Raw genomic sequence first — 24,452 nt, 5'->3', positions numbered from 1 at the left:
CCGTTAGTCTGCTCTGTGAATGCAATAAAGATGTTGCCGGGCCATGAATAAAGGAGCCAATTATGTCACTTGTCACTACCTATTGTAGCCACTGCTTTACCCGCAATCGCCTGCCCGGCGACAAGCTGGACGCCAGTGCGAAGTGCGGTCGCTGCCACCAGCCCCTGTTTTCCCACTCCCCGGTGTCGGGTCGCATGGCGCACTTTGATGCCCTGATCCAGTCCGACATACCGGTGGTGGTCGACTTCTGGGCCAGCTGGTGCGGCCCCTGCCTGCAGTTCGCCCCCGTCTTTCAAGAGATAGCCCAGGAGCTCGAACCCCGCATCCGCTTCGTGAAGCTCGACACCGAACAGGAGGCCGCCATCGCCAGCCGCTATGCCATTCGCAGCATACCGACCCTGATGGTCTTCAGAGGGGGGCAGATCCTGGCTCAGCGCAGCGGCTCCCTGCCCAAGAGCCTGTTCAAGGAGTGGCTGCTGTCCGTCACGGCAGCGCCCAAATGAAAACGAAATGTTTAATTTCTGTTTAATCCCAGATCCATTTTCACTTGACTCTGTGAGTCGCCACATGCTTTGACCATATCCCCCTGTTTCAAACAGGGGGATAAATGTAACCTCGGCAACACAACAACAACCATAAATTAACCGAGAGAACAACATGCATACCTCTGCAGTCCCTTCCGCCCCTACACGCTGGCTGGACATCAAGGCCGGGATCGTCATTCTGGATCTCCTGCTGCTCTGTGCCATGCTCGCCTGGCTTCCGTTTGATCCCATGATCAACAAAGGCCTCGGCATCCTGATCTTCATCGCCATCCTCTGGCTGACCGAGGCGGTGAACATCACCATCACGGCCTTGTCCATCCCGGTGCTCGCCACCCTGCTCGGGGTGTTTGACATGAGCAAGTCGCTGACCGACTTCGCCAACCCTGTCCTCTTCCTCTTCTTCGGCGGCTTTGCCCTGGCGGCGGCCCTCTCCAAGCAGGGACTGGATACCCAGATCGCCGCCAAGGTGATGCAGCTGGCCAAGGGGCACCTGGGCTGGGCAGCCATAGTGCTGTTCACCATCACGGCGGCGCTCTCCATGTGGATCAGCAACACCGCCACCGCCGCCATGATGATGCCGCTCGCCCTCGGCATGCTCAAGGGACTCGACGTTCACAAGGAGCGTCGCACCCTGGTCTTCGTCCTGCTTGGCGTCGCCTACAGCGCCAGCATCGGCGGGATCGGCACCCTGGTGGGCAGCCCCCCCAATGCCATCGCCGCCGCCCAGATGGGGCTTGGCTTCACCGACTGGCTGAAGTTCGGCATCCCGGTGGTGCTCATCTTCATGCCGGTGGGCATAGGCCTGCTCTACTGGGTGACGCGCCCCAACCTGTCGCACCAGGTCAGCACAGAGCAGGTCACCATAGAGTGGACCGGCCAGCGCAAGACCACCTTGCTCATCTTCCTGACCACAGTGCTGCTGTGGATTGGCTCCCAGCCCATCGCCGCGGCGCTGGGCGGCATTCCCCAGTTCGATACCCTGATCGCCATGGGCGCCATCCTGGCCATCGCCGTCAGCCGGGTCGCCAGCTGGGATGACATCAACCAGAACACCGACTGGGGCGTGCTGCTGCTGTTCGGGGGTGGCCTGACCTTAAGCGCCATCCTCAAGCAGACCGGCGCCAACGCCTTCCTGGCGGAGCACCTCTCCAGTGCGCTCGCCACCATGCCCATCTTCATCATACTGCTCTGCCTCGCCGCCTTCGTGGTGTTCCTGACCGAGCTGGTCTCCAACACCGCCACCGCCGCCCTGCTGGTGCCGCTGTTCGCCGGTGTGGCCGAGGCGCTGGGGGTCTCCCCCATCGTCGTGTCCGTGCTGATCGCCGTCGGGGCCTCCTGCGCCTTCATGCTGCCGGTGGCCACGCCGCCCAACGCCATCGTCTTCGCCAGCGGTCACATCCAGCAGCGGGAGATGATGCGGGCCGGTCTGGTGCTGAACCTGGTGTTCACCGTCATCCTGACCCTGCTGGCCTATTTCATGGGTGACATCCTCCATTGATCCCCGGCCAGGCAGATGGGCCTGAGGATGCTGCCGGGCCCAGCCCCTGAGCCGTCGCCCACCTTGCCCGTTGAAACACCAGAGCCCCGCACCGTCGGGGCTCTGTTTATTCTTCCCTCCCAGCGCCTCCCCCAGCCTCTCCCCTTCTCCCTGCAACCGGCCCTGCCCTGTGACGCGCCCCGGGCCATTAACACGGCCTTAAGAAAGTGCCTCCATGATGCGGACAAGGGCGCGCCGACAACAGGCGCATGGCAAGTCGGTGTGCATCACAACGAGAGGAAAAAATCATGGCGAAATCGATGGGTAGCGGCAGGGCCATCAGGGTATGGGATCCCCTGATCAGGGTGTTTCACTGGGCAACCGTCCTGCTGTGCGTGCTCAACCTGTTCATCCTGGAGGAGGGCAGACGCAATCACCGCTATGTCGGGTACGCCCTGGCCGGATTGCTGGTGCTGCGCGTCCTGTGGGGATTTGTCGGCTCCGACTACGCCAGGTTTGCCCAGTGGTTTCCGACCCCGGCCCGCCTGGGCCGCTACCTGCAGGCCAGCTGGCAGGGCAGACACCCCTATCATGCCGGCCACAATCCGCTGGGCGCCTTGATGATACTGCTGCTGTTGACCTGTCTGGTGGGGACGGCCGTCACCGGGATCATGACAGGGTACGAGCAGCTGTTTGATGAGGAACTCATGGAGGAGCTCCACGAATTCTTTGCCAAGGCACTGCAGATCGCCATCTTCATCCATGTGCTGGCGGTCATCGTCCTCGATCGCCTGACCCGGAGGGATCTCATCAGGGCCATGATCACCGGTAGGAAGCGCGTACCGGCCGATACCGAGATCGTCGACAAGCGCTGAGGCCACCTCAGCCAGATGAGATAAAAAAACCCCGCGATGCGGGGTTTTTTCATATCGGGTGTGGTCAGCCAACGTTGCAGCTCTTCAATTTCCAGATCCGATCCACGTAGTCCTGGATGGAGCGGTCGGAGTTGAACTTGCCCATGGTGGCCGAGTTGATGATGGCCTTCTTCGCCCACAGCGCCGGATCCCGATACCAGGTATCGATCAGCTTGTGCGCTTCCGAGTAGGAGGCGAAATCGGCCAGGGTCAGGTAGGGATCTCCCCCTTCCAGCAAGGAGCGCTTGATGGAGGCGAGCTCCCCCGGGCGACCCGGCGTGAAGTAGTCGGTGTCGAACCAGTCCAGCACCGCCTTGAGCTCGGAGTTGGCGTAGTAGAAGTCGTACGGGTTGTAACCGCGCGCCTTCAGGGACTTCACCTCGTCCACGTTCAGGCCGAAGATGGCACAGTTCTCTGCCCCCGCCTCTTCGGCGATCTCGATGTTGGCGCCGTCCAGGGTACCTATGGTGATGGCGCCGTTCAGTGCCATCTTCATGTTGCCGGTACCTGAGGCTTCATAACCTGCGGTGGAGATCTGCTCGGAGACATCCGCCGCCGGGATCAGCTTCTCGGCCAGGCTCACCCGGTAGTTAGGCATGAACACCACTTTCAGCTTGCCCTGGATGCGGGCATCGTTGTTGACCCGCTCCGCCAGCTTGTTGATGGCGTAGATGATGTCCTTGGCCAGTTTGTAACCGGGCGCCGCCTTGGAGCCGAAGATGAACACCCGCGGGTGCATGTCATAGTCCGGGTTCGCCAGCAGACGACGGTAGAGCGCCATGATGTGGATGAGGTTCAGCTGCTGGCGCTTGTACTCGTGCAGACGCTTGATCTGGACGTCGAAGATCGCCTCAGCCGAGACATCGATGCCGGTTTCTGCCTTGATGACCTTGACCAGCTTCTCCTTGTTGTGACGCTTGATGGTCATGAACTGCTGCTGGAACGCCTTGTCGTCGGCAAACTTGGTCACGCTGCGCAGCTTGTCCAGCTGCAGCGGCCACTCCTTGCCCACCACTTCGTTGTAGAGGGCGGCAAGCTCGGGGTTGCAGGCCAGCAGCCAGCGACGGGGGGTCACGCCGTTGGTGACGTTGCACATCTTCTCGGGCCACAGCTCGGCATACTCGGGGAAGAGATCCTCTTTCACCAGCTTGGAGTGGATCTCGGCCACACCGTTCACCTTGGAGGAGCCGATGACGCACAGGTTGCCCATGCGCACCTTGCGCACATCCCCTTCTTCGATGATGGAGAGCTTGGCCTTGATGGCATCGTTGCCCGGCCACTTGGGCTCCACCAGCTCGTTCAGGAAGCGGGCGTTGATCTCGTAGATGATCTCGAGATGACGGGGCAGCACCTTCTCGAACAGGCTGACGGACCACTTCTCCAGCGCTTCCGGCAGCAGGGTGTGGTTGGTGTAGGAGAAGACCTGATAGCAGATGGCCCAGGCGGCATCCCAGTTCAAGTCTTCCTCGTCCACCAGCACCCGCATCAACTCGGGGATGGCCACCGTCGGGTGGGTATCGTTGAGCTGGATGGCAATTTGCGCGGCAAAGTTGCCAAAATCCGCACCATGCACTCGCTTGTAGCGGCGCATGATGTCCTTGATGGAGCAGGCACAGAAGAAGTACTGCTGGATCAGGCGCAGCTCTTTGCCTGCATCTGTCTCGTCGTTCGGGTAGAGCACCTTGGAGATGGTCTCGGCCTGGGCCTTCTCGGCCTGGGAGTCGATGTAGCCACCGGCGTTGAACACGTCCCAGTCGAAGAACTCGGAGGCGCGGGATTCCCACAGGCGCAGGATGTTGACGGTGTGACCGCCAAAGCCCACCACAGGAATGTCCCAGGGCACCCCTTTGATCTTGCGGCCGGCGTGCCACACCTTCTTCAGGCCGCCCTTGTCACCGAACACGGTTTCCACGTAGCCGTAGAGCGGGATCTCCTGCACCGACTCGGGGCGGCAGATCTCCCAGGGGTTGCCATATTCACGCCAGGAGTCCGGGCGCTCGATCTGGCGGCCATCCTGGATCTCCTGACGGAACAGGCCGTGCTCGTAATGGATGCCGTAGCCCACCGCCGGGTAGTTCAGGGTGGCCAGGGAGTCGATGAAGCAGGCGGCCAGACGGCCCAGGCCGCCGTTGCCGAGGGCCATGTCCGGCTCTTGTTCGCACAGGTCGGTCAGTTCCAGACCGAGTTCACCCAGAGCCTCTTCACAAATCTTGTACAGGGAGAGGTTGTGCAGGTTGTTGGAAGTCAGACGCCCCATCAGGAATTCAGCAGAGAGATAGTGAATCGCACGAGTATCTTTCTTGAAGTGAGTCTGCTGAGTACGGGTCAGGCGCTCGTACACCTGTTCGTTGACGGCGGCAGCGGTCGCTTTCCACCATGCTTCGGGAGAGGCTTTCTGTTCGCTTGTACCCAAGGTAGAACGCAGGTGACGCACGATACTCGCCTTGAGCTGATCTTTATCCAGTTGGAGATCCTGGTCTGTCTTCTTCTTGGTAGCCATAAACCATTTTCCTTCGTTACAAATAAAAAATGTTATCCCCTTGAGGGACCGGCGCTGTTGTTATCTCAGAATATGTTCCGGCGTGGGCATACTAGCTAAAGCCGGGGGTTTAAAAGTTAACGTGAGTCACACTTTAACGTATAAAAATGACAGTTTCACCATGAAAACCCTTTCCTATATCCTCCCTGAACAAAATAAAAATAACCTTAAAAATCAAACCATTGAATGAAATCCAAAAAGTTGGATTCATGAATAGGTTTTCAATGATTGCCAGCGGCTGAAAATACGTGAAAATAAGCGCCGACTCGGCCGGTGATGAAATCGCTTTCAATTCCTGGTGTATCAGCACGGCAATAAAAGGAAGCTGCCCCAATTGGGGCAGCTTCCTGAGCTGAATTAACCATGGGCCTTGAACTGGTTACTCATGGGGTCGTAGTGATAACCAATCTGCTGCAGACGGGTGGCCAGCTGATCCTCCGTCATGTCGTAGTAAGCCAGCAACTCCTCCAGACCATCGCACTCCAGCCGCAGCTTCTCGTTGATGATCCCGAGCAGAATATTGGCGTCCAGCCGTTGCAAGGTGCTCACATCCATCTTGGTCCCTCCTCTTGCCATACATACTGTATAACCATGAGCGCCGGCCCGCGCTTTGTCTACAGGTTAAAAAACACCCACCCCATCATCAATATAAATAGTGTTTAAATTCAAATGGTTAATAAAAACCCCTGTTAGTCGGCTCACATTTTTAATCACAAACGCCTTGTCACTGGCATGAGATAGAACTACTGTATACACATACAGCATGGTTATTCATACAGGACACATATATGAGCCAGCCCCTGAGTCACCGCCCACTCTCCTCCTCTGCCGGTGTGATCACCACCTGGCCCACCCGCCATCAGAGCAAGGCGGAGCATGAGCATCGACTGGCCATGGATCTCCATGAAGCCCCGTTGCTGGATGCGCTGGGAAGATTGAGCCAAAGCGACAGCGGCTGGATCCTGCTCATAGCCCCGCCAGGGCTGCCCGTGGCCAAGCAACTGCAGGCCCAGGGAATCAATCCCGCCCGGGTACTGGTGGTTCACGGCCCCAAGATCAAGAACTGGCAACGTCTGCTGGAGCAGAGCCTGGCCAACGGCCATTGTGCCGCCGTCTTGACCTGGCTGCCCGAACGGGTTGCCCTGGATCGCAGCCGCCTCAGCACCCTGGGTCAGCGTGCCGGTGTCCTGACCCGCTTCTTCGAGCCCACCCCTTCCCAGGGAGGCTCTCTCTGCTACGGTGGGCAGGACGTCTACCTGAACCATTGAGTCATATCGTGCCGACCCGGGCTGGCAGGGCTCCCTGCCCCCGCGTCAGCCTGGCAGGCGGCAACCAAGACGAGAAAGGCGACCCTGAGGTCGCCTTCTGTCATATGGCCTGGGCTGCCATCTGCCCGGCGCCCCGCCAGGGGCTTCTACCGGATCAGGCGAGCCTGGTATCCAGCTCGGCGATTTTGGCAGACCAGTAGGCCGGACCGGTTTCATGGATGTTGTTGCCCTGGGAGTCCACCGCCACTGTCACCGGCATGTCTTCCACCTCGAACTCATAGATGGCTTCCATGCCCAGATCGGCGAAGGCCACCACACGAGCCTTCTTGATGGCCTTGGCCACCAGGTAGGCGGCACCACCCACTGCCATCAGATAGACGGCCTGGTGCTGCTTGATGCTCTCGACGGTTTTCGGACCCCGCTCGGACTTGCCTATCATGCCGATGAGGCCGGTTTCCCCCAGCATCATGTCGGTGAACTTGTCCATCCGGGTGGAGGTGGTGGGGCCGGCCGGGCCGACCACTTCGTCACGCACCGCATCGACCGGGCCGACGTAGTAAATGAAGCGGTTGGTGAAGTCGACCCCTTCCGGCAAGCCTTCGCCATTTTTCAGCATGTCGGCAATGCGCTTGTGGGCGGCGTCACGGCCGGTGAGGATCTTGCCAGACAGCAGCACGGTATCGCCGCTCTTCCAGCTGGCGAGCTCGGCCTTGGTGATGCCATCAACGTTGACGCGGCGCACGTTGCCGCCCGCTTCACGGGTGATTTCCGGCCAGTCACTCAGCCTCGGCGGAGTCAATTCGGCGGGGCCAGAGCCGTCGAGCTCGAAGTGAACGTGGCGGGTGGCGGCGCAGTTGGGGATCATCACCACCGGCTTGGAGGCGGCATGGGTCGGGGCGGATTTGACCTTCACGTCCAGCACTGTGGTGAGGCCCCCCAGCCCCTGGGCACCAATCCCCAGCCGGTTGACCTTGTCATAGAGCTCGACCCGCAGCTTCTCTTCTGTGGTTTCTGGGCCCCGGGCGATCAGCTCCTGAATGTCGATGTGCTCCATCAGGGCTTCCTTGGCGAGCACGGCCGCCTTCTCGGCGGTACCGCCGATGCCGATCCCCAGCATGCCAGGCGGGCACCAGCCGGCGCCCATGGTCGGCACGGTTTTGAGCACCCATTCGACCACGTCGTCGGAGGGGTTGAGCATCACCATCTTGGACTTGTTCTCGGAACCGCCGCCCTTGGCCGCTATGCTCACTTCCACCTTGTCCCCCGGGATCATGTCGATGTGCACCACGGCAGGGGCGTTGTCCTTGGTGTTCTTGCGACTGCCGGCAGGATCCGCCAGCACGCTGGCGCGCAGCGGGTTGTCCGGATTGGTGTAAGCGCGGCGAGTGCCCTCGTCCACCATCTCCTGCACCGTCATGTCGCTGTCCCACTGCACCTGCATGCCGATCTTGACGAAGCAGGTGACGATGCCGGTGTCCTGGCACAGGGGGCGATGCCCTTCGGCAGACATGCGGGAGTTGATCAGGATCTGGGCCAGGGCATCCTTGGCGGCCGGGTTGATCTCGCGGTCATAGGCAGCCTTGGCGGCGTGGACAAAATCGAGGGGGTGGTAGAAAGAGATGTACTGCAGGGCGTCAGCAATGGAATCGATAAAGTCCTGTTTTCTAATGATGCTCATATCATCCTCACTGGTCCTTGTCGTCGCTTGCGCGAGCAAGGGCTTCCATATGAGCCGGGCCTTCGGCAGGCGGCGAATGCGCACAGAGCCGGCGACTACGGCGTGTTTTTATAACGGTGTTTTTCTTAAAAATGCCGGCGGCCATGATACGCTTGAGCACCCGAACCGGCTAGGGAGCTGGGTGCAAACTGTTGCCTGTGTAACAAAAAATGAAACCAAGACTGCATATCCACCATTTCGACCCGCAAGCATCGCTTCACGCCCTGTTTGCCCGCTTGCAACACCAGGCCTGGGCCATCCTGCTGGAATCGGCAGGCCCAACGGGCGCCGACAACCGCTTTGACATCATCAGTGCCGATCCGCTTGCCACCCTGGAGACCCGGGGTGCCAGCACCTGCCTCACCCAGGCTGGTCACCAGAGCCATCATGACGGCGATCCCCTCGCCCTGCTCGCCGAGACCCAACGAGCCCTGCTGGGGGAGCTGGTGCAGGATGAGCATGACCTGCCCTTCATCGGGGGCGCCCTGGGGCTCTTTGGCTACGATCTGGGCCGGCGATTCGAACGTATGCCCGTCCAGGCCAGCGCGGACATCCAGGTACCCGACATGGCGGTGGGGATCTACGATTGGGCACTGCTGCGGGAAGTTGCGACCGGTCGCTGGCAGCTGGTGCACTGGGGAGAGGAGTCCGGGCTCGCCAGACGATTGCAGTGGCTGGCGGCGCAAGCCCCTCGGCCCTGCGCTCCCTTCGCCTTAGAGGGCGAGTGGCAGAGCAACATGAGCCGGGCCGAGTACGGCGAAAAGTTCGCCCGTATCCAGGCCTATCTGGCGGCAGGGGATTGCTATCAAATCAACCTGACCCAACGCTTCAGCGCCCCCTATGGAGGGGACGAGTGGTCCGCCTATCTCGCCCTCAGCGCCGCCAACAAGGCCCCCTTCTCGGCCTTTGTCCGGCTGCCCCGTAGCGCCATGTTGAGCCTCTCCCCCGAGCGCTTCCTGCTGCTCGATGGCCGCCACATTGAGACCAAGCCCATCAAGGGCACCCGGCCCCGTCATCCGGATCCCGCTATCGATAAACAGGTGGCCGAGTCGCTCGCCAGTGCCGACAAGGACAGATCGGAGAACCTGATGATCGTGGATCTGCTGCGCAACGACATAGGCCGGGTCAGTCGCCCAGGCTCCGTCAGCGTGCCGAGCCTGTTTGCGGTGGAGTCCTTCCCCGCCGTGCATCACCTGGTCTCCACCATTCACGGCGAGCTGGATGCGCGCTGGCAGGGGGTGGATCTGCTGCGGGCCTGTTTCCCTGGCGGCTCCATCACGGGGGCCCCCAAGATCCGGGCGATGGAGATCATCGAGGAGCTGGAGCCGGTGCGCCGAAACGCCTATTGCGGCAGCATCGGCTATCTGAGCCAGCACGGCCGGATGGACACCAGCATCTGCATCCGCACCCTGATAGCCGAAGCCGGCCGGCTCCATTGCTGGGCGGGGGGCGGCATCATCGCCGACTCAGACCCGGACGCCGAATATCAGGAGACCTACGACAAGGTGGCCCGCATCCTGCCGCTGCTGGCTGCCTTGCGCCAATGAGCCTGTGACTGCCCTCACCCGCCCCAAGGAGACCAGGACCGAGATGGATATCGAGATGAACCGCGCCGAGCTGCTGACCCGCTTCCTGTTGCAGCGCCCCGCCCCCGCCCACCGTTTGATGCTGGCAGGGCTCAAGCCGGCGGCTGTGCTGATCCCCCTGGTGGAGCGCCCCCAGGGGCTACGCCTGTTGCTGACCCGTCGCAGCACCACCCTGCGCCACCACCCGGGGCAGATAAGCTTCCCCGGCGGGCGCCAGGATCCGGAAGATGAGAGCCTGATCCACACGGCCCTGCGAGAGACCCATGAAGAGCTCGGGATCCCCGCCTCCCAGATCCGGGTCATCGGCAGCCTCACCCCGCTCAACACCATCTCCCTGTATGACGTCCTGCCTGTGCTGGCCATGATAGACCCCGACTACCGCCTTGCCCTCAGCCCCGACGAAGTGGAGCAGGCCTTCGAGGTGCCCCTCAGCCATGTGCTGGATCCGGCCCACCACATAGCCCTGACCCTGCCAAGGGCGGGCAAGCGCCACACCATCTACTGGATCCCTTGGCAGCACTCCTTCATCTGGGGGGCCACCGCCAGCATGATCCGCCAACTGGCCCAGCACCTGTCAGAACAACATATTGATAACCTTTAGAGGTGAGAAATTATCCAGTTAACATTCAACTAACACTGCATATGATAAATAAATTTTGATTTTTTATTCTTTTGATCACATTTCCATAAGAAAGTGCGGGTTTCAGCCTCATAAAGGTGAATCTGATCAACATTTTTGGGTAAAAAGAAAGTATTCTTGCGCCGACTAATTAAAACCACACATTCGGGGTGAGACACATGTCCAATACTGTCACTGGCGCACAGGACGTTGCAGCCGCACAGGAGCAAGGGATCCGCTCGGTCCAATCACGCGGTTGGAGCAAACAAGACACCACCTGGGTTATCAGCCTGTTCGGCACCGCCGTCGGCGCCGGCATCCTGTTCCTGCCCATCAACGCCGGCATGGGTGGCTTCTGGCCACTGGTGGTGATGGCGCTGCTGGTCGGCCCCATGACCTATCTGGCCCACCGCGGCCTGGCGCGCTTCGTGCTCTCCTCCAAGAAGCCCAATGCGGACATCACCGAAGTGGTGGAAGAGCATTTCGGCGTGGGCGCAGGCAAATTAATCACCCTGCTCTACTTCTTTGCCATCTACCCCATAGTGCTGATCTACGGCGTGGGCATCACCAATACCGTCGAGAGCTTCCTGGTCAACCAGCTGCAGATGACGGCGCCACCGCGCTGGATCCTCTCCATCGTGCTGATCATGGCCATGATGTCGGTCATGCTGGCCGGTGAGAAGCTGATGCTGAAGGTCACCGAGTTCCTGGTGTACCCCCTCATCGCCATCCTGGCGGGCATCTCCCTCTACCTGATCCCGGACTGGACCGGAGCCGCCCTGGCCCAGGTGCCTTCCGCCAAGGATTTCGCCACCACCCTGTGGCTGACCATCCCGGTGCTGGTGTTCTCCTTCAACCACAGCCCGGCCATCTCCAGCTTCGCCCTGGCCCAGCGCCGTGATCACGGTGACAACGCCGTCGCCAAGTCCGACGCCATCTTGAAGCGCACCGCCATCATACTGCTGGGCTTCGTGATGTTCTTCGTCTTCTCCTGCGTGATGAGCCTGACTCCGGCCCAGCTGGCAGAAGCCAAGTCCCAGAACATTGCCGTGCTCTCCTACCTGGCCAACCAGCATGCGAGCCCCATCATCTCCTACTTCGGTCCGCTGGTTGCTTTCGTCGCCATCGTCTCCTCCTTCTTCGGCCACTACCTGGGTGCCCGTGAAGGTCTGAAGGGCATGGTGATGCAGCAGATGCGTTCCTCCGGCAAGGAGCCGAACCACAAGAAGATCGAGCTGTTCATCATCGCCTTCTTCATCCTGACCCTGTGGGCCGTGGCCGTGATCAACCCCTCCATCCTCGGCATGATCGAATCCCTGGGTGGCCCCATCATCGCCACAATCCTGTTCCTGATGCCGATGTACGCCATCAAGCGCGTCCCGGCCATGGCGAAATACCAGGGCCAGATCAGCAACCTGTTCGTGGCAACAATGGGCCTCATCGCCATCTCTGCTATCCTCTATCAGCTGGTCGGCTAACCCCGCCCCCGATAGCCAGGGTCAACCGGATCGCCGGTTGACCCTGCCAGAGACCCACAGCCCGGCAGGCTCAGCGTGCCGGGCTGTTTTCATTGCTGTGCCCCGAGGTTCGGCAAGGGCCTGGATAAGGTCATCTTCCCTATCAGCCACCTTTCCCGACCGACCACCCGCTGCGTGGCCGCCCGTGCAATCTGCTCCTGTCCTCAGGCCCCGCGCTTGGGCAAAAGGGATGGCAGCCCCATGCTGCCGAGTGACCCCCACGCCCATGTTCCCTTCTGCCCTTTGCCTAGTGCCTAGTGCCTGTGCCTGTGCCTGTGCAGGAGGATGGGCGCTATACCGCGCCTACATCGGGCGCCTAGGGCCTCCCCGCAGGGGTCTGGGTTTGCCCCCGAGAGACGGGATGCCGCCGCTCGCCAAGGCTCCAAGGCGGCGACACAGAACGAAAGACCTGATGCCCCAATCCTGCGTCTCCTGCGCCCCTCTGCCCGCAGATGTGCCTTGAGCCCTTGCCATGATGGCGACGCGGCGGCTGACTACCCATCTGCGCCTGAGCCTATGGACCCCGCAGCCCCTGCCGCCCTTCCTTTCCAGAGGGATAGCCACGACCGCCCTCGCAGGCAGGCGCGCCCACCCATGGACAAGAGGTCCACAGCGGCAACCGGCAGATTGGATTAAGGAAGGCGCAAGTGTCGGTGACACAAGATTGCAGGCAATAAAAAGCGCCCTCCGAAGAGGGCGCCAGCATTCAGGGAAAAGCTAAGGGGATCAGGCTTCGCGGCTGGGCAGCGGCGCCGCTTCCAGCAGGCTCTCATCCTCGGCCATGCAAGCGGCCGCGGTGAACAGCACGTCGGTGGAGCTGTTGAGGGCCGTTTCGGCGGAGTCCTGCAGCACCCCAATGATGAAGCCCACGGCGACGACCTGCATGGCGATGTCGTTGCTGATGCCAAACAGGCTGCACGCCAGCGGGATCAGCAGCAGGGAGCCACCGGCCACGCCGGAGGCGCCACAGGCGCTGATGGTGGCGACCACGGAGAGCAGAATGGCGGTAGCCAGATCCACTTCCATCCCCAGGGTGTGCACCGCCGCCATGGAGAGCACAGTGATGGTGATGGCGGCGCCGGCCATGTTGATGGTGGCACCCAGCGGAATGGAGACTGCGTAGGTGTCTTCCGGCAGACGCAGCTTCTCGGCCAGCGCCATGTTGACCGGGATGTTGGCGGCGGAGCTGCGGGTGAAGAAGGCGGTCACGCCACTCTCTTTCAGGCAGGTCAGCACCAGCGGATAGGGGTTACGCTTGATCTTCCAGAACACGATGAGCGGGTTGACCACGAAGGCGATGAACAGCATGCAGCCGATCAGCACCACCAGCAGCTGGGCATAGCCAAACAGGGCATCGAAACCTGTCTCGGCCAGGGTGGATGCCACCAGACCCAGGATGCCGAGCGGGGCACAGCGGATCACCGCTCTGACGATGCTGGAAACCCCGTGGGACAGATCGTTGATCAGCGCCTTGGTGCTGTCACCCGCGTGACGCATGGCGATGCCAAGGCCGATGGCCCAGGCCAGGATACCGATGTAGTTGGCATCCAGCAGCGCCTTCACCGGGTTGGTCACCACGTTGAACAGCAGGGTCTGCAGTACCTCGGTGATGCCGCCCGGCGGGGTGATCTCGGCAGTGCTGGCCACCAGGTGCAGGTTGGAGGGGAACAGGAAGCTCGCCATCACGGCCACCACGGCGGCCAGGAAGGTCCCCAGCACATAGAGCAGCAAGATCGGCTTCATGTTGGTCTTCTGACCCTGCTTGTGACCGATGATCGCCGACATCACCAGCACGAAGACCAGCAGCGGAGCGACCGCCTTCAGGGCACCGACGAACAGGCTGCCAAGCAGACCCGCCGCCTTGGCCCATTCGGGCATGAACATGGCAAGGAGGATACCGAATACCAGACCGACCAGGATCTGGCTAACCAGACTGGTGCTGTTGACCAGTTTTATGAGGGGGTGTTGTTGTGTCATCAAATAGTCCCTGTGCACTCATGGTGCGTGAATCATTAGTCCTGTTGGCAACCTGCCGCGCGCATTGACACCGGCCTGTGGACGGTGGTGCCGTTGGCAAACCTTCTTCTGGATCTGTCCATACGCGTGGGGTTGCGGACAAGGAATATCCCATCTGCCATCGTTTTTTTCCACATAATCACTGAAAAATATCAGGGTTACCTCACAAAAAATCTACAACAATGTGATAACACAATATCAACTACGGTCAAATTGTCACCAAACCAGTCCTATCATCGGCCGATGTGGAGGCGAGAGTGGTATCATGCCGCTCACTTTGCACTGGAGCCTGTTGCCATGATCACCTCTTTATTGACCCGACACTTCGGCTTCGACCGGCTACGACCCGGCCAGGAAGCGGTGATCAGCCGCCTGCTGGCCGGCAAGAGTGCGGCTGCCATCTTCCCGACCGGCGCAGGCAAGTCCCTCTGCTACCAGTTGCCCGCGCTGGCACTGCCCCATCTGACCCTGGTCATCTCCCCCCTGCTGGCGCTGATGCACGATCAGCTCGCCTTCTTGCAGAGCAAGGGGATTGCCGCCGCGACCCTGGACTCCAGCCAGACCCCAGAGGAGAGCCGCCGGGTGATGCAGCAGGCCAGCGACGGCCAGCTCAAGATCCTGATGATCTCGGTGGAGCGCCTCAAGAACGAGCGCTTTCGCCGCTTCATCGCCCAGGTGCCGCTCTCCCTGCTGGTGGTGGACGAGGCGCACTGCATCTCGGAATGGGGCCACAACTTTCGGCCAGACTATCTGAAGCTGCCGGACCATCGCCGCGATCTCGCCATTCCCCAGGTACTGCTGCTCACCGCCACCGCCACCCCGGCGGTCATGGCAGACATGCAGGCCAAATTCGCCATCGAGGCCGAAGATCTGGTGGTGACCGGTTTCTATCGCCCTAATCTGGATCTCGCCGTGATCCCGCTGGCCGGCAGTGCCCGCGATGGCTGGCTGCGTGACGAGTTGCGCCGCGATCCCGCGGCCCCCACCATCGTCTACGTCACCCTGCAGCAGAGCGCGCAGCAGTGCGCCGATCAGCTGCAGGCCATCGGCATTCGCGCCTGTGCCTATCATGCGGGGCTGGATCCCGCCCTTCGCAGCCAGATCCAGCACGACTTCATGGCCGGCCGACTCGACTGCATCGTCGCCACCATCGCCTTTGGCATGGGCATCGACAAGGCCGATATCCGCCGGGTCATTCACTACGATCTGCCCAAATCCATCGAGAACTACAGCCAGGAGATAGGCCGCGCCGGACGTGACGGGCTCCCCTCCCGCTGCATGGTGCTGGCGAGCCGCGCCCAGTTGCCTGTGCTGGAAAACTTCGTCTATGGAGACACCCCGGACAGGGAGGCCATCCTGAGCTTGCTCCAGATCCTGCAACAGAGCGGTGCCGAGTGGGAATTTGGCCTGCTGCGCCTCTCCAACGAGACCAACATTCGCCAACTGCCCCTCAAGACCCTGCTGGTCTATCTGGAGATGGCGGGGATCATTGCCCCGGCCTACAGCTACTTTGCCGAGTACCGTTTCAAGTTCGTGCTGGAAAAACGGGAGATCCTGGCCCGCTTCAATCCCGATCGCCGCCAGTTCCTGGAGCAGCTGTTTGCCTGTGCGCCCCAGGCGCGCAGCTGGTGCACCATGGACTTCGATGCGCTGTGGCAGGGTTATCAGGGGGAACGCCAGCGCGCCGCGGCGGCGCTGGATTATCTGCAGCAGCAGGGCTGGATCGAGCTGGAAAGCAAGCAGATGACGGCGGTGTATAGAGTCGTGCGCCAGCATATCGACCCGGCGGCACTGACCGAAGAGCTACATGGACTGTTTGAAAAGAAAGAGCAGAGTGAGCTGGCCCGCCTCCAGGCCCTGCTGGAGTTCTTTACCTCGACTCACTGCCTGAGCCATGAGCTGGCCCGCTATTTTGCCGATGAAGAGGCGCCCGAGCAGTGCGGGCACTGCTCCGTCTGCCGGGGGGAGATAGCCGTGCTGCCGCCGCTGCCATCTCCGGGCTTGCCCAACGAGCACGGCTTGCGCGCCTGGTGCGATCCTCTTATTGCTCTGTGTCACCAGCGCCATCCCAGGATCCTGACCCGCTTCCTGTGCGGTATCGCCACCCCATTGACCACCCGGACCAAGGCGAGAAACCTGGCCGGTTTTGGCCAGCTGGCGGCCCATCCCTTCGCCGAGGTGCTGGCGGCGGTGTCGGCGATCTATCCTGCCGACGCTTGATCACCCGCTTGCCGGACGCTGAAAAAATAAGACCCTCGCGGATGCGAGGGTCAAGCCAACGGAAACGTGCTTAAACAGAGCTTAGTATCTGCACAATCACCCACTCTCTTGCTAAAGCGATGACTGCTCGACACAGGGCCAATCTAGAGCAGCCGGAATGTAGCGTCAATGTAAAAATTAGAGCTTAAACACCAAACAACAAACATTACGTTAACGTAAGCGTCATGGCGTTTCATCCCTTCTCCCCTGCCACCCTTGCCCCGCCTGCGCTTCGATTCGACAAACCCGGGGACCATCATTTTCTGCGCCTGCCACACAAACATTTATTTTTTATGTCTTTGACATTTGCATCACTGTCGTGGCAAAAATAATTTAACAGTCAGTAACATAGAGATGTCATTGGCTGCCTCTTCCCGCATGAGGATCGGGAAGCTCCCGTACAAACTTAAACCAATGATGGCGATGGATTACTGGGGGCTGTTGACTAGGCTTAAGAGGTAAACAGAACAAAAGTAGTGATCCACTCTTTTTCAGGGTAAGCGACTATAACGAGGGCTAAGTTATGGGCATCTTCGAGCACTATCAACAGCGGTATGAGAAGGCCAGAGAGGAGGAGTACAGCATCCAGGAGTTTCTGGATATGTGCAAACAGGACAAATCCTGCTACGCCTCCGCCGCCGAACGACTGCTGGCTGCCATCGGCGAACCGGAAATGATCGACACTTCCGTCAATCCGCGCCTCAGCCGCCTCTTTTCCAACCGCGTCGTCGCACGCTATCCCGCTTTCAAAGACTTCTATGGCATGGAAGAGGCCATCGAGCAGATCGTCTCCTACCTCAAGCACTCCGCCCAGGGACTGGAAGAGAAGAAGCAGATCCTCTACCTGCTCGGCCCCGTCGGCGGCGGCAAATCCTCGCTGGCCGAGAAACTCAAGTCCCTGATGCAAAAAGTGCCCATCTATCGCATCAAGGGATCGCCGGTCAATGACCACCCCTTCTGCCTGTTCGACATCGAAGAGGACGGCGAGATCCTGGAAAAAGAGTACGGCATACCGCGCCGCTACCTGAGGCCCATCATGTCCCCCTGGGTCGCCAAGCGGCTGCACGAGTTTGGCGGCGACATCACCAAGTTCAAGGTGGAGAAGGTCAACCCCTCCATCCTGGATCAGATCGCCATCGCGAAAACCGAGCCTGGCGATGACAACAACCAGGACATTTCCTCCCTGGTGGGCAAGGTCGACATCCGCATGCTGGAGCACTATGCCCAGGATGATGCCGATGCCTACTCCTACTCAGGGGCGCTGTGCAAGGCGAACCAGGGGATGATGGAATTCGTGGAGATGTTCAAAGCCCCCATCAAGGTATTGCACCCCTTGCTGACCGCGACCCAGGAAGGCAACTACAACGGCACCGAGGGGCTCTCCGCCCTTCCCTTCGACGGCATCCTGCTGGCTCACTCCAACGAATCCGAATGGCAGCAGTTCCGCAACAACAAGAACAACGAGGCCTTCCTCGACCGGGTCTACATCGTCAAGGTGCCCTACTGCCTGCGCGTCTCGGAAGAGGTGAAGATCTACGAGAAACTACTGTTCAACAGCGAGCTGACCGAGGCCAAATGCGCCCCGGGCACCCTGGAGCTGCTGGGCCAGTTCTCCGTATTGTCACGGCTCAAGGAGCCGGAAAACTCCAGCCTCTACTCCAAGATGCGGGTCTATGACGGCGAGAGCCTCAAGGATACGGATCCCAAGGCGAAGAGCTATCAGGAGTATCGCGACTACGCCGGCGTCGACGAGGGCATGAACGGCCTCTCCACCCGCTTTGCATTCAAGATCCTCTCCCGTGTCTTCAACTTCGACCATGCGGAAGTGGCGGCCAACCCTGTCCACCTCTTCTATGTGCTGGAGCAGCAGATAGAGCGCGAGCAGTTCCCGCAGGAGCTGCACGATCGCTACCTCGAGTTCATCAAGGGCTATCTGACCCCGCGCTACGTGGAATTTATCGGCAAGGAGATCCAGACCGCCTACCTCGAGTCGTATTCAGAGTACGGGCAGAACATCTTCGATCGCTATGTCACCTACGCCGACTTCTGGATCCAGGATCAGGAGTACCGTGACCCCGAGACCGGCCAGTTGTTTGATCGGGCATCGCTCAACAGCGAGCTGGAGAAGATCGAAAAACCCGCCGGGATCAGCAACCCGAAAGATTTTCGCAACGAGATCGTCAACTTCGTGCTGCGTGCACGGGCCAACAACGCAGGCCGTAACCCCAACTGGACCAGTTACGAGAAGCTGCGCACCGTGATCGAGAAGAAGATGTTCTCCAACACGGAAGAGCTGCTGCCGGTTATCTCCTTCAACAGCAAAACCTCGGCCGAGGAGCAGAAGAAGCACGATAACTTTGTCGAACGGATGATGGAGAAGGGCTACACCCGCAAACAGGTACGCCTGCTCTCCGAATGGTATCTCAGGGTACGCAAGTCATCCTGACCCTGCCGTGTTCAAGGGGGAGTTATGGCGCATTTTATCGACCGCAGACTCAACGGCAAAAACAAAAGCGCTGTCAATCGGCAGCGCTTCATCCGCCGCTACAAGAAGCAGATCAAACAAGCGGTCTCGGATGCTGTCTCCAAGCGCAGCATTCAGGACGTGGACAAGGGCGAGAGCATCAGCATCCCGACCAAGGACATCGGTGAGCCCCATTTCCATCAAGGTCAAGGCGGTAAACGGGAGATGGTGCACCCGGGGAACGATCAGTTCGTCTCCGGTGACAAGATTGACCGCCCCAAGGGAGGGGGCAGCGGTCAGGGCGGGGGCGAAGGCCAGGCCTCGGATCAGGGCGAGGGAGCTGACGACTTCGTGTTCCAGATCTCGAAAGACGAGTACCTGGACCTGCTGTTTGAGGATCTGGAGCTGCCACGGCTGCAGAAGACCCAGCTCAACCAGCTGATGGAGATGAAAACCTACCGCGCGGGCTACACCTCCAACGGGGTGCCCGCCAACATCAACGTGGTGCGCTCGCTGCAAAATTCGCTGGCGCGTCGGATGGCGCTGCAGGCGGGCAAGAAGCGCCAGCTGCGTGAACTGGAGGAGCGGCTGGCCCTGCTGGCCGTCGATCCCAACGAACATTTTGCCGAGATGGCACAGCTCGAAAAGGAGATCAGGGAGCTGAAACGGCGGATCGAGGCGGTGCCCTTCATCGACACCTTCGATCTCAAGTTCAACAACTTCGTCAAACGGCCCGTGCCCTCCAGCCAGGCGGTGATGTTCTGCCTGATGGATGTCTCCGGCTCCATGGATCAAGCCACCAAGGAGATGGCCAAGCGTTTCTACATCCTGCTCTATCTGTTCCTGAGCCGAACCTACAAGAACGTGGAGGTGGTCTACATTCGCCACCACACCCAGGCCAAGGAAGTGGACGAACACGAGTTCTTCTACTCTCAGGAGACTGGCGGCACCATAGTCTCCAGCGCCCTCAAGATGATGAACGACATCATCAACGAGCGTTACCCAGCCAACCAGTGGAACATCTATGCGGCGCAGGCGTCCGATGGCGACAACTGGGCGGATGACTCGCCCCAGTGCCGGGAGATACTGATGCGCGACATCATGCCGCGGGTGCGCTACTACTCCTACATCGAGATCACCACCCGCGCTCATCAGACCCTGTGGCACGAGTACGAGTCGGTGGCCGAGCAGTACCCCCACTTCGCGATGGAGCACATTCGCAAGGTAGAGGACATCTATCCGGTGTTCCGGGAGTTGTTCAAGAAGCAAGCGGCTTGAGGGATCACATATGGTAGAAACCGCGAGAAAAATAGCGCCGCTGGACGATGGGCCTGACTGGAACTTCGATCTGCTGGAGACCTATCACCAGGAGATTGCCCGGGTTGCCAAGTTTTATCGGCTGGATACCTATCCCAACCAGATCGAGGTGATCACCGCCGAGCAGATGATGGATGCCTACTCCAGCGTCGGCATGCCCATCGGCTACCAGCACTGGTCCTTCGGCAAGCGCTTCATCCATACCGAGCGCAACTACAAGCGCGGCCAGATGGGCTTGGCCTATGAGATCGTCATCAACTCCGACCCTTGCATCGCCTACCTGATGGAAGAGAACACCATGCCGATGCAGGCCCTGGTGATGGCGCACGCCTGTTATGGCCACAACTCCTTCTTCAAGAACAACTACCTGTTCAAGGCCTGGACCGATGCCTCCTCCATCATCGACTACCTGCTGTTTGCCAAGAACTACATCACCGAATGCGAGGAAAAACACGGTATAGATGCCGTCGAGCGGCTGATCGACTCCTGCCATGCCCTGATGAACTTCGGGGTGGATCGCTACAAGCGTCCCCAGAAGATCTCCCTGGCAGAGGAGAAACGGCGCCAGAAGGCGCGGGAAGATTACCTACAAACCCAGGTCAACGAGCTGTGGCGCACCCTGCCCAAGCAGCACAAGGCCGCCGGTATCGAGGACAGGCGTTATCCACCCGAGCCTCAGGAGAACATCCTCTACTTCATCGAGAAGAACGCCCCCCTGCTGGAACCCTGGCAGCGGGAAGTGGTGCGCATAGTGCGCAAGATCAGCCAGTACTTCTACCCGCAGAAACAGACCCAGGTGATGAACGAGGGCTGGGCCACCTTTTGGCACTACACCATCCTCAATCACCTGTATGACGAGGGGAAGATCAGCGATCGCTTCATGATAGAGGTGCTGCACAGCCACACCAACGTGGTGTACCAGCCCCCCTATAACAGCCGCTACTACTCGGGCATCAATCCCTATGCCCTCGGTTTTGCCATGTTCACCGACCTGCGCCGCATCTGCGAGCACCCCACAGAGGAGGACAGATACTGGTTCCCCGATTACGCCGGCACCAACTGGGTCGACACCCTGCACTTCGCCATGCAGAACTTCAAGGACGAGAGCTTTATCAGCCAGTTCCTGAGCCCCAAGGTGATGCGCGACATGAAGCTGTTTGCCATCGATGACGACGATCTGAAGAACTACCTCAAGGTCTCCGCCATCCACAACGAGGAGGGTTACCGGCTGGTGCGCAACACCCTGTCAGCCCAATACAACCTGAGCAATCTGGAGCCCAACATTCAGGTCTACAACGTGGCGGTGAAGGGAGATCGCTCCCTCACCCTGCGTTATGTCCCCCACAACAGGATCCCCCTCGGCGAGTCGCGGCACGAGGTGCTCAAGCATCTGCACCAGCTGTGGGGATTCGATGTGGTGCTGGAGCAGGATAACGGCGAGCTCACCGCAGACATCATAGGGCGCTGCCCGGATCGCAAGAGCCTGACCTGATGGGCAGGCAAGGAGCATAAAAAAACGCGCCATCAGGCGCGTTTTTTCTGGTGACCTTCATCAGTTATCGCACAGGTTGCTCGGCATGTCCTGGCGCAGACGGGTCCACAATTTGCCTGACTCTATACCGTACTGGCGCACCGTCATGAACACGGCCTCGTGATTCTTGGTCTCGGCCAAGCCCAGCAGCGTCTTGTAGTAGGCATCCGCCGTCTCACGCGCCTGCTTGTCGGAGAAGTAATAGCGGCCGACCCGGCTGTACAGCCCCTTGAACCCATTGAGGATCAAGGCGTAGATCGGATTGCCGGAAGCAAAGGAGAGCTGGTGGTGCAGGCGGTAATCGAACTCGGCATAGGCCTCAGCCGTGTTCTCGACCTCATCGGCCCCGCGCAGGATCTCGGCGGCTTGCTCCGGGTTGTTGCGAATGGCGCCACGGATGAAGATGGTGCAGATGTTGGTGCGCGCCGACAGCAGTTGGGCCACCAGATCCGGCACCTTGTCCTGATCGAGCCGTGCCAGGGTCTCCAGGATGTTGAGACCCGAGGTTTCCCAGAAATTGTTGACCTTGGTCGGTTTGCCATGCTGGATGGTGAGCCAGCCATCGCGGGCAAGGCGCTGCAGCACTTCGCGCAAGGTAGTGCGAGTCACGCCAATCAGCTCGGACAGTTCGCGCTCCGCCGGCAGAATGGATCCTGGAGGAAAGCGATTGTTCCAGATGGACTCGATGATGTATTCCTCGGCAAACCCGGCAGGGCTTTGCGCTTTTATGACCATGTGGTGACTCTGTTGTAGTGCGTAAAAAGGCTCACGAATAATAGCAAAGCCGGTCATGCTGGCAAGCAGAAGGTCAGTCCTCTGCTCACATTAACCCGATCTTTTTGTTAAAAATATGTATACAGCCATATGGCCGGAGCCAAGCAACACCAAATGATGGTGATATCGACGCCTCGCCGCTGGGCAAGTACGGCGGCGTTATTTATAGTTAGCGCTCCCTTGATTAAAATCATGTGCAATCAATTTGATAAAGGTGAATATCCGGATGTTCGGGTCGAGTCGGGCTCGACTGCATAGACGCAGATACCAACAACAGAACAGAGAACCATCATTATGCCAATCAGCCTAGGGCGCGCTTTTGCAAAGAATTTTTTGGGTAATGCCCCTCGGTGGTACAAAATTGCCATCGTTCTATTCCTGCTGATCAATCCGATCGTCTTCCACATTGATCCCTTCCTGGCTGGCTGGTTGCTGGTTGTCGAGTTCATCTTCACCCTGGCCATGGCGCTCAAGTGCTACCCGCTGCAACCGGGCGGCCTGCTGGCCATCGAAGCCGTGCTCATCGGCATGACCTCGGCGAACCAGATCAAGCATGAACTGGTGGCCAACATCGAAGTGCTGCTGTTGCTGGTCTTCATGGTGGCCGGCATCTATTTCATGAAGCAGTTGCTGCTCTACGTCTTCACCAAGATGCTGGTCCGCATCCATTCCAAGACCCTGCTCTCCCTCGCCTTCTGCCTGGTGTCGGCCTTCTTGTCCGCCTTCCTCGACGCCCTGACGGTGATCGCCGTGGTCATCAGCGTCGCCACCGGTTTCTACGCCATCTATCACAAGGTGGCCTCCCGCGACGAGTTTGAGGGTCAACATCAGGATGACGAGGACATCGACGAGTTGTCTCGCCAGCACCTAAACGAGTTCCGCGCCTTTTTGCGCAGCCTGATGATGCATGCCGCCATCGGCACTGCCCTGGGGGGCGTGTGCACCCTGGTCGGCGAGCCACAGAACCTCATCATTGGTGAGCAGGCGGGCTGGCATTTCGGTGAATTTGCCATTCGCATGGCCCCGGTCACCATCCCCGTCTTCCTCTGCGGTCTGCTCACCTGCGTCCTGGTGGAGAAATTCCGCTGGTTCGGTTATGGCACCAAGTTGCCAGAGCCTGTGCGCCATATCATGGAAGCCTATGAACGCGACGAAGATGCCGGGCGCAGCCCGCAAGACAAGGCCAAGCTGCTGGTCCAGGCGGCGATCGCCCTCTGGCTCATCACAGGTCTGGCCCTGCATCTGGCGGCGGTGGGCCTGATCGGCCTGACCGTCATAGTGCTCGCAACGTCCTTCACCGGCGTTACCGAGGAACATGCCCTCGGCAAGGCCTTCCATGAGGCGCTGCCCTTCACCGCCCTGCTCACCGTCTTCTTCAGCGTGGTGGCGGTGATCATCGATCAACAGCTGTTCAAACCGGTGATCCAGTGGGTACTGGCTGCCAAACCCGAGGATCAGCTCGCCCTCTTCTATCTGGCCAACGGCTTGCTCTCCATGGTGAGCGACAACGTCTTCGTCGGCACCGTCTACATCAACGAGGTAAAGACTGCCCTGCTCAATGGCGCCATCAGCCGCGAGCATTTCGATCTGCTGGCGGTGGCCATCAACACGGGGACCAACCTGCCGTCTGTGGCCACCCCCAATGGCCAGGCGGCCTTCCTGTTCATGCTCACCTCGGCGCTGGCGCCGCTGCTGCGCCTCTCCTATGGCCGCATGGTGTGGATGGCTCTGCCCTACACCCTGGTGCTGGGGCTGGTGGGGTTCTTTGCGGTGGAACAACTGCTCGCCCCTGCCACCGAATGGTTCTACCAGGCCGGCTGGCTGACGCAGGGGGGCGCCGTGCCAACCCTGGCACCCGCGGCACACTGATGACGCGAGGGGCCATGAGGCCCCTTTCTTTTTAAATGGG

The 24,452-nt window shown here is 59.9% G+C and carries 17 protein-coding genes; 12 read left to right on the top strand and 5 right to left on the bottom strand.

Annotated elements, in window-relative coordinates; genetic code table 11:
* The first annotated feature begins 62 nt into the window (after positions 1–62).
* From trxC to AAHB08_RS05795, 3 genes are all read left to right on the top strand, one after another.
* On the top strand, positions 63–503 hold the full coding sequence (gene trxC / locus AAHB08_RS05805; RefSeq protein ID WP_247626010.1) for a thioredoxin TrxC: 441 nt from the start codon (positions 63–65) through the stop codon (positions 501–503).
* 154 nt (positions 504–657) lie between these two features.
* Entirely contained in the window at positions 658–2,043 is a 1,386-nt protein-coding gene (locus tag AAHB08_RS05800; RefSeq protein ID WP_139434304.1) for an SLC13 family permease, read from the top strand.
* 299 nt (positions 2,044–2,342) lie between these two features.
* Entirely contained in the window at positions 2,343–2,897 is a 555-nt protein-coding gene (locus AAHB08_RS05795) for a cytochrome b/b6 domain-containing protein (RefSeq protein ID WP_446699513.1), read from the top strand.
* 64 nt (positions 2,898–2,961) lie between these two features.
* Here AAHB08_RS05795 and AAHB08_RS05790 read toward each other — a convergent pair whose 3' ends face one another.
* Entirely contained in the window at positions 2,962–5,436 is a 2,475-nt protein-coding gene (locus AAHB08_RS05790) for a glycogen/starch/alpha-glucan phosphorylase (RefSeq protein ID WP_342058377.1), read from the bottom strand.
* Between the two features lie 396 nt (positions 5,437–5,832).
* Complete coding sequence (locus tag AAHB08_RS05785; RefSeq protein ID WP_005323525.1) at positions 5,833–6,030, bottom strand: DUF4250 domain-containing protein; 198 nt, start codon at positions 6,028–6,030, stop codon at positions 5,833–5,835.
* A 233-nt stretch (positions 6,031–6,263) separates the two neighbouring features.
* Between AAHB08_RS05785 and AAHB08_RS05780 the strand changes: the two genes are divergently transcribed.
* Positions 6,264–6,743: a cell division inhibitor gene (locus AAHB08_RS05780; protein ID WP_342058376.1), complete on the top strand. Its 480-nt coding sequence runs from the start codon at positions 6,264–6,266 to the stop codon at positions 6,741–6,743.
* A 154-nt stretch (positions 6,744–6,897) separates the two neighbouring features.
* Here the strand turns inward: AAHB08_RS05780 and AAHB08_RS05775 are convergent, their stop codons facing one another.
* Positions 6,898–8,421: a fumarate hydratase gene (locus AAHB08_RS05775; RefSeq protein WP_202045854.1), complete on the bottom strand. Its 1,524-nt coding sequence runs from the start codon at positions 8,419–8,421 to the stop codon at positions 6,898–6,900.
* A 209-nt stretch (positions 8,422–8,630) separates the two neighbouring features.
* Between AAHB08_RS05775 and pabB the strand changes: the two genes are divergently transcribed.
* The 3 genes from pabB (at position 8,631) to AAHB08_RS05760 (ending at position 12,143) form a co-directional block, all read left to right on the top strand.
* Complete coding sequence (gene pabB, locus AAHB08_RS05770) at positions 8,631–10,007, top strand: aminodeoxychorismate synthase component I (protein WP_342058375.1); 1,377 nt, start codon at positions 8,631–8,633, stop codon at positions 10,005–10,007.
* 55 nt (positions 10,008–10,062) lie between these two features.
* A complete protein-coding gene (locus AAHB08_RS05765; RefSeq protein ID WP_342058402.1) occupies positions 10,063–10,647 on the top strand; it encodes a CoA pyrophosphatase in 585 nt (194 codons plus the stop codon).
* A 197-nt stretch (positions 10,648–10,844) separates the two neighbouring features.
* On the top strand, positions 10,845–12,143 hold the full coding sequence (locus AAHB08_RS05760) for an HAAAP family serine/threonine permease (RefSeq protein ID WP_247626006.1): 1,299 nt from the start codon (positions 10,845–10,847) through the stop codon (positions 12,141–12,143).
* A 765-nt stretch (positions 12,144–12,908) separates the two neighbouring features.
* On the opposite strand, the gene sstT is transcribed toward AAHB08_RS05760, so the two are convergent.
* On the bottom strand, positions 12,909–14,159 hold the full coding sequence (gene sstT / locus AAHB08_RS05755) for a serine/threonine transporter SstT (RefSeq protein WP_265435767.1): 1,251 nt from the start codon (positions 14,157–14,159) through the stop codon (positions 12,909–12,911).
* A gap of 336 nt (positions 14,160–14,495) precedes the next feature.
* Between sstT and AAHB08_RS05750 the strand changes: the two genes are divergently transcribed.
* The 4 genes from AAHB08_RS05750 to AAHB08_RS05735 all read left to right on the top strand — a co-directional run bounded on the left by AAHB08_RS05750 (position 14,496) and on the right by AAHB08_RS05735 (position 21,730).
* Positions 14,496–16,418 carry a RecQ family ATP-dependent DNA helicase gene (locus AAHB08_RS05750; RefSeq protein WP_342058374.1) on the top strand — a complete coding sequence of 641 codons (1,923 nt, stop codon included), beginning with the start codon at positions 14,496–14,498 and terminating at the stop codon, positions 16,416–16,418.
* Between the two features lie 562 nt (positions 16,419–16,980).
* Positions 16,981–18,903, top strand: coding sequence for a PrkA family serine protein kinase (locus AAHB08_RS05745; protein ID WP_202045858.1), 1,923 nt, complete (start codon positions 16,981–16,983; stop codon positions 18,901–18,903).
* 24 nt (positions 18,904–18,927) lie between these two features.
* Entirely contained in the window at positions 18,928–20,199 is a 1,272-nt protein-coding gene (locus tag AAHB08_RS05740) for a YeaH/YhbH family protein (protein WP_202045859.1), read from the top strand.
* 10 nt (positions 20,200–20,209) lie between these two features.
* On the top strand, positions 20,210–21,730 hold the full coding sequence (locus AAHB08_RS05735) for a SpoVR family protein (RefSeq protein ID WP_202045860.1): 1,521 nt from the start codon (positions 20,210–20,212) through the stop codon (positions 21,728–21,730).
* Positions 21,731–21,790: 60 nt separating this feature from the next.
* Here AAHB08_RS05735 and fadR read toward each other — a convergent pair whose 3' ends face one another.
* Positions 21,791–22,504: a fatty acid metabolism transcriptional regulator FadR gene (fadR, locus tag AAHB08_RS05730; RefSeq protein WP_139434293.1), complete on the bottom strand. Its 714-nt coding sequence runs from the start codon at positions 22,502–22,504 to the stop codon at positions 21,791–21,793.
* Positions 22,505–22,837: 333 nt separating this feature from the next.
* Here fadR and nhaB point away from each other — a divergent pair, with 333 nt between their 5' ends.
* Complete coding sequence (gene nhaB, locus AAHB08_RS05725; RefSeq protein ID WP_342058373.1) at positions 22,838–24,412, top strand: Na(+)/H(+) antiporter NhaB; 1,575 nt, start codon at positions 22,838–22,840, stop codon at positions 24,410–24,412.
* Positions 24,413–24,452 lie beyond the last annotated feature (40 nt).

It is taken from the genome of Aeromonas sp. OTU364, from assembly GCF_038440395.1.
GTDB lineage: Bacteria > Pseudomonadota > Gammaproteobacteria > Enterobacterales > Aeromonadaceae > Aeromonas.
This window is presented reverse-complemented; position numbering and strand designations above follow the sequence as displayed.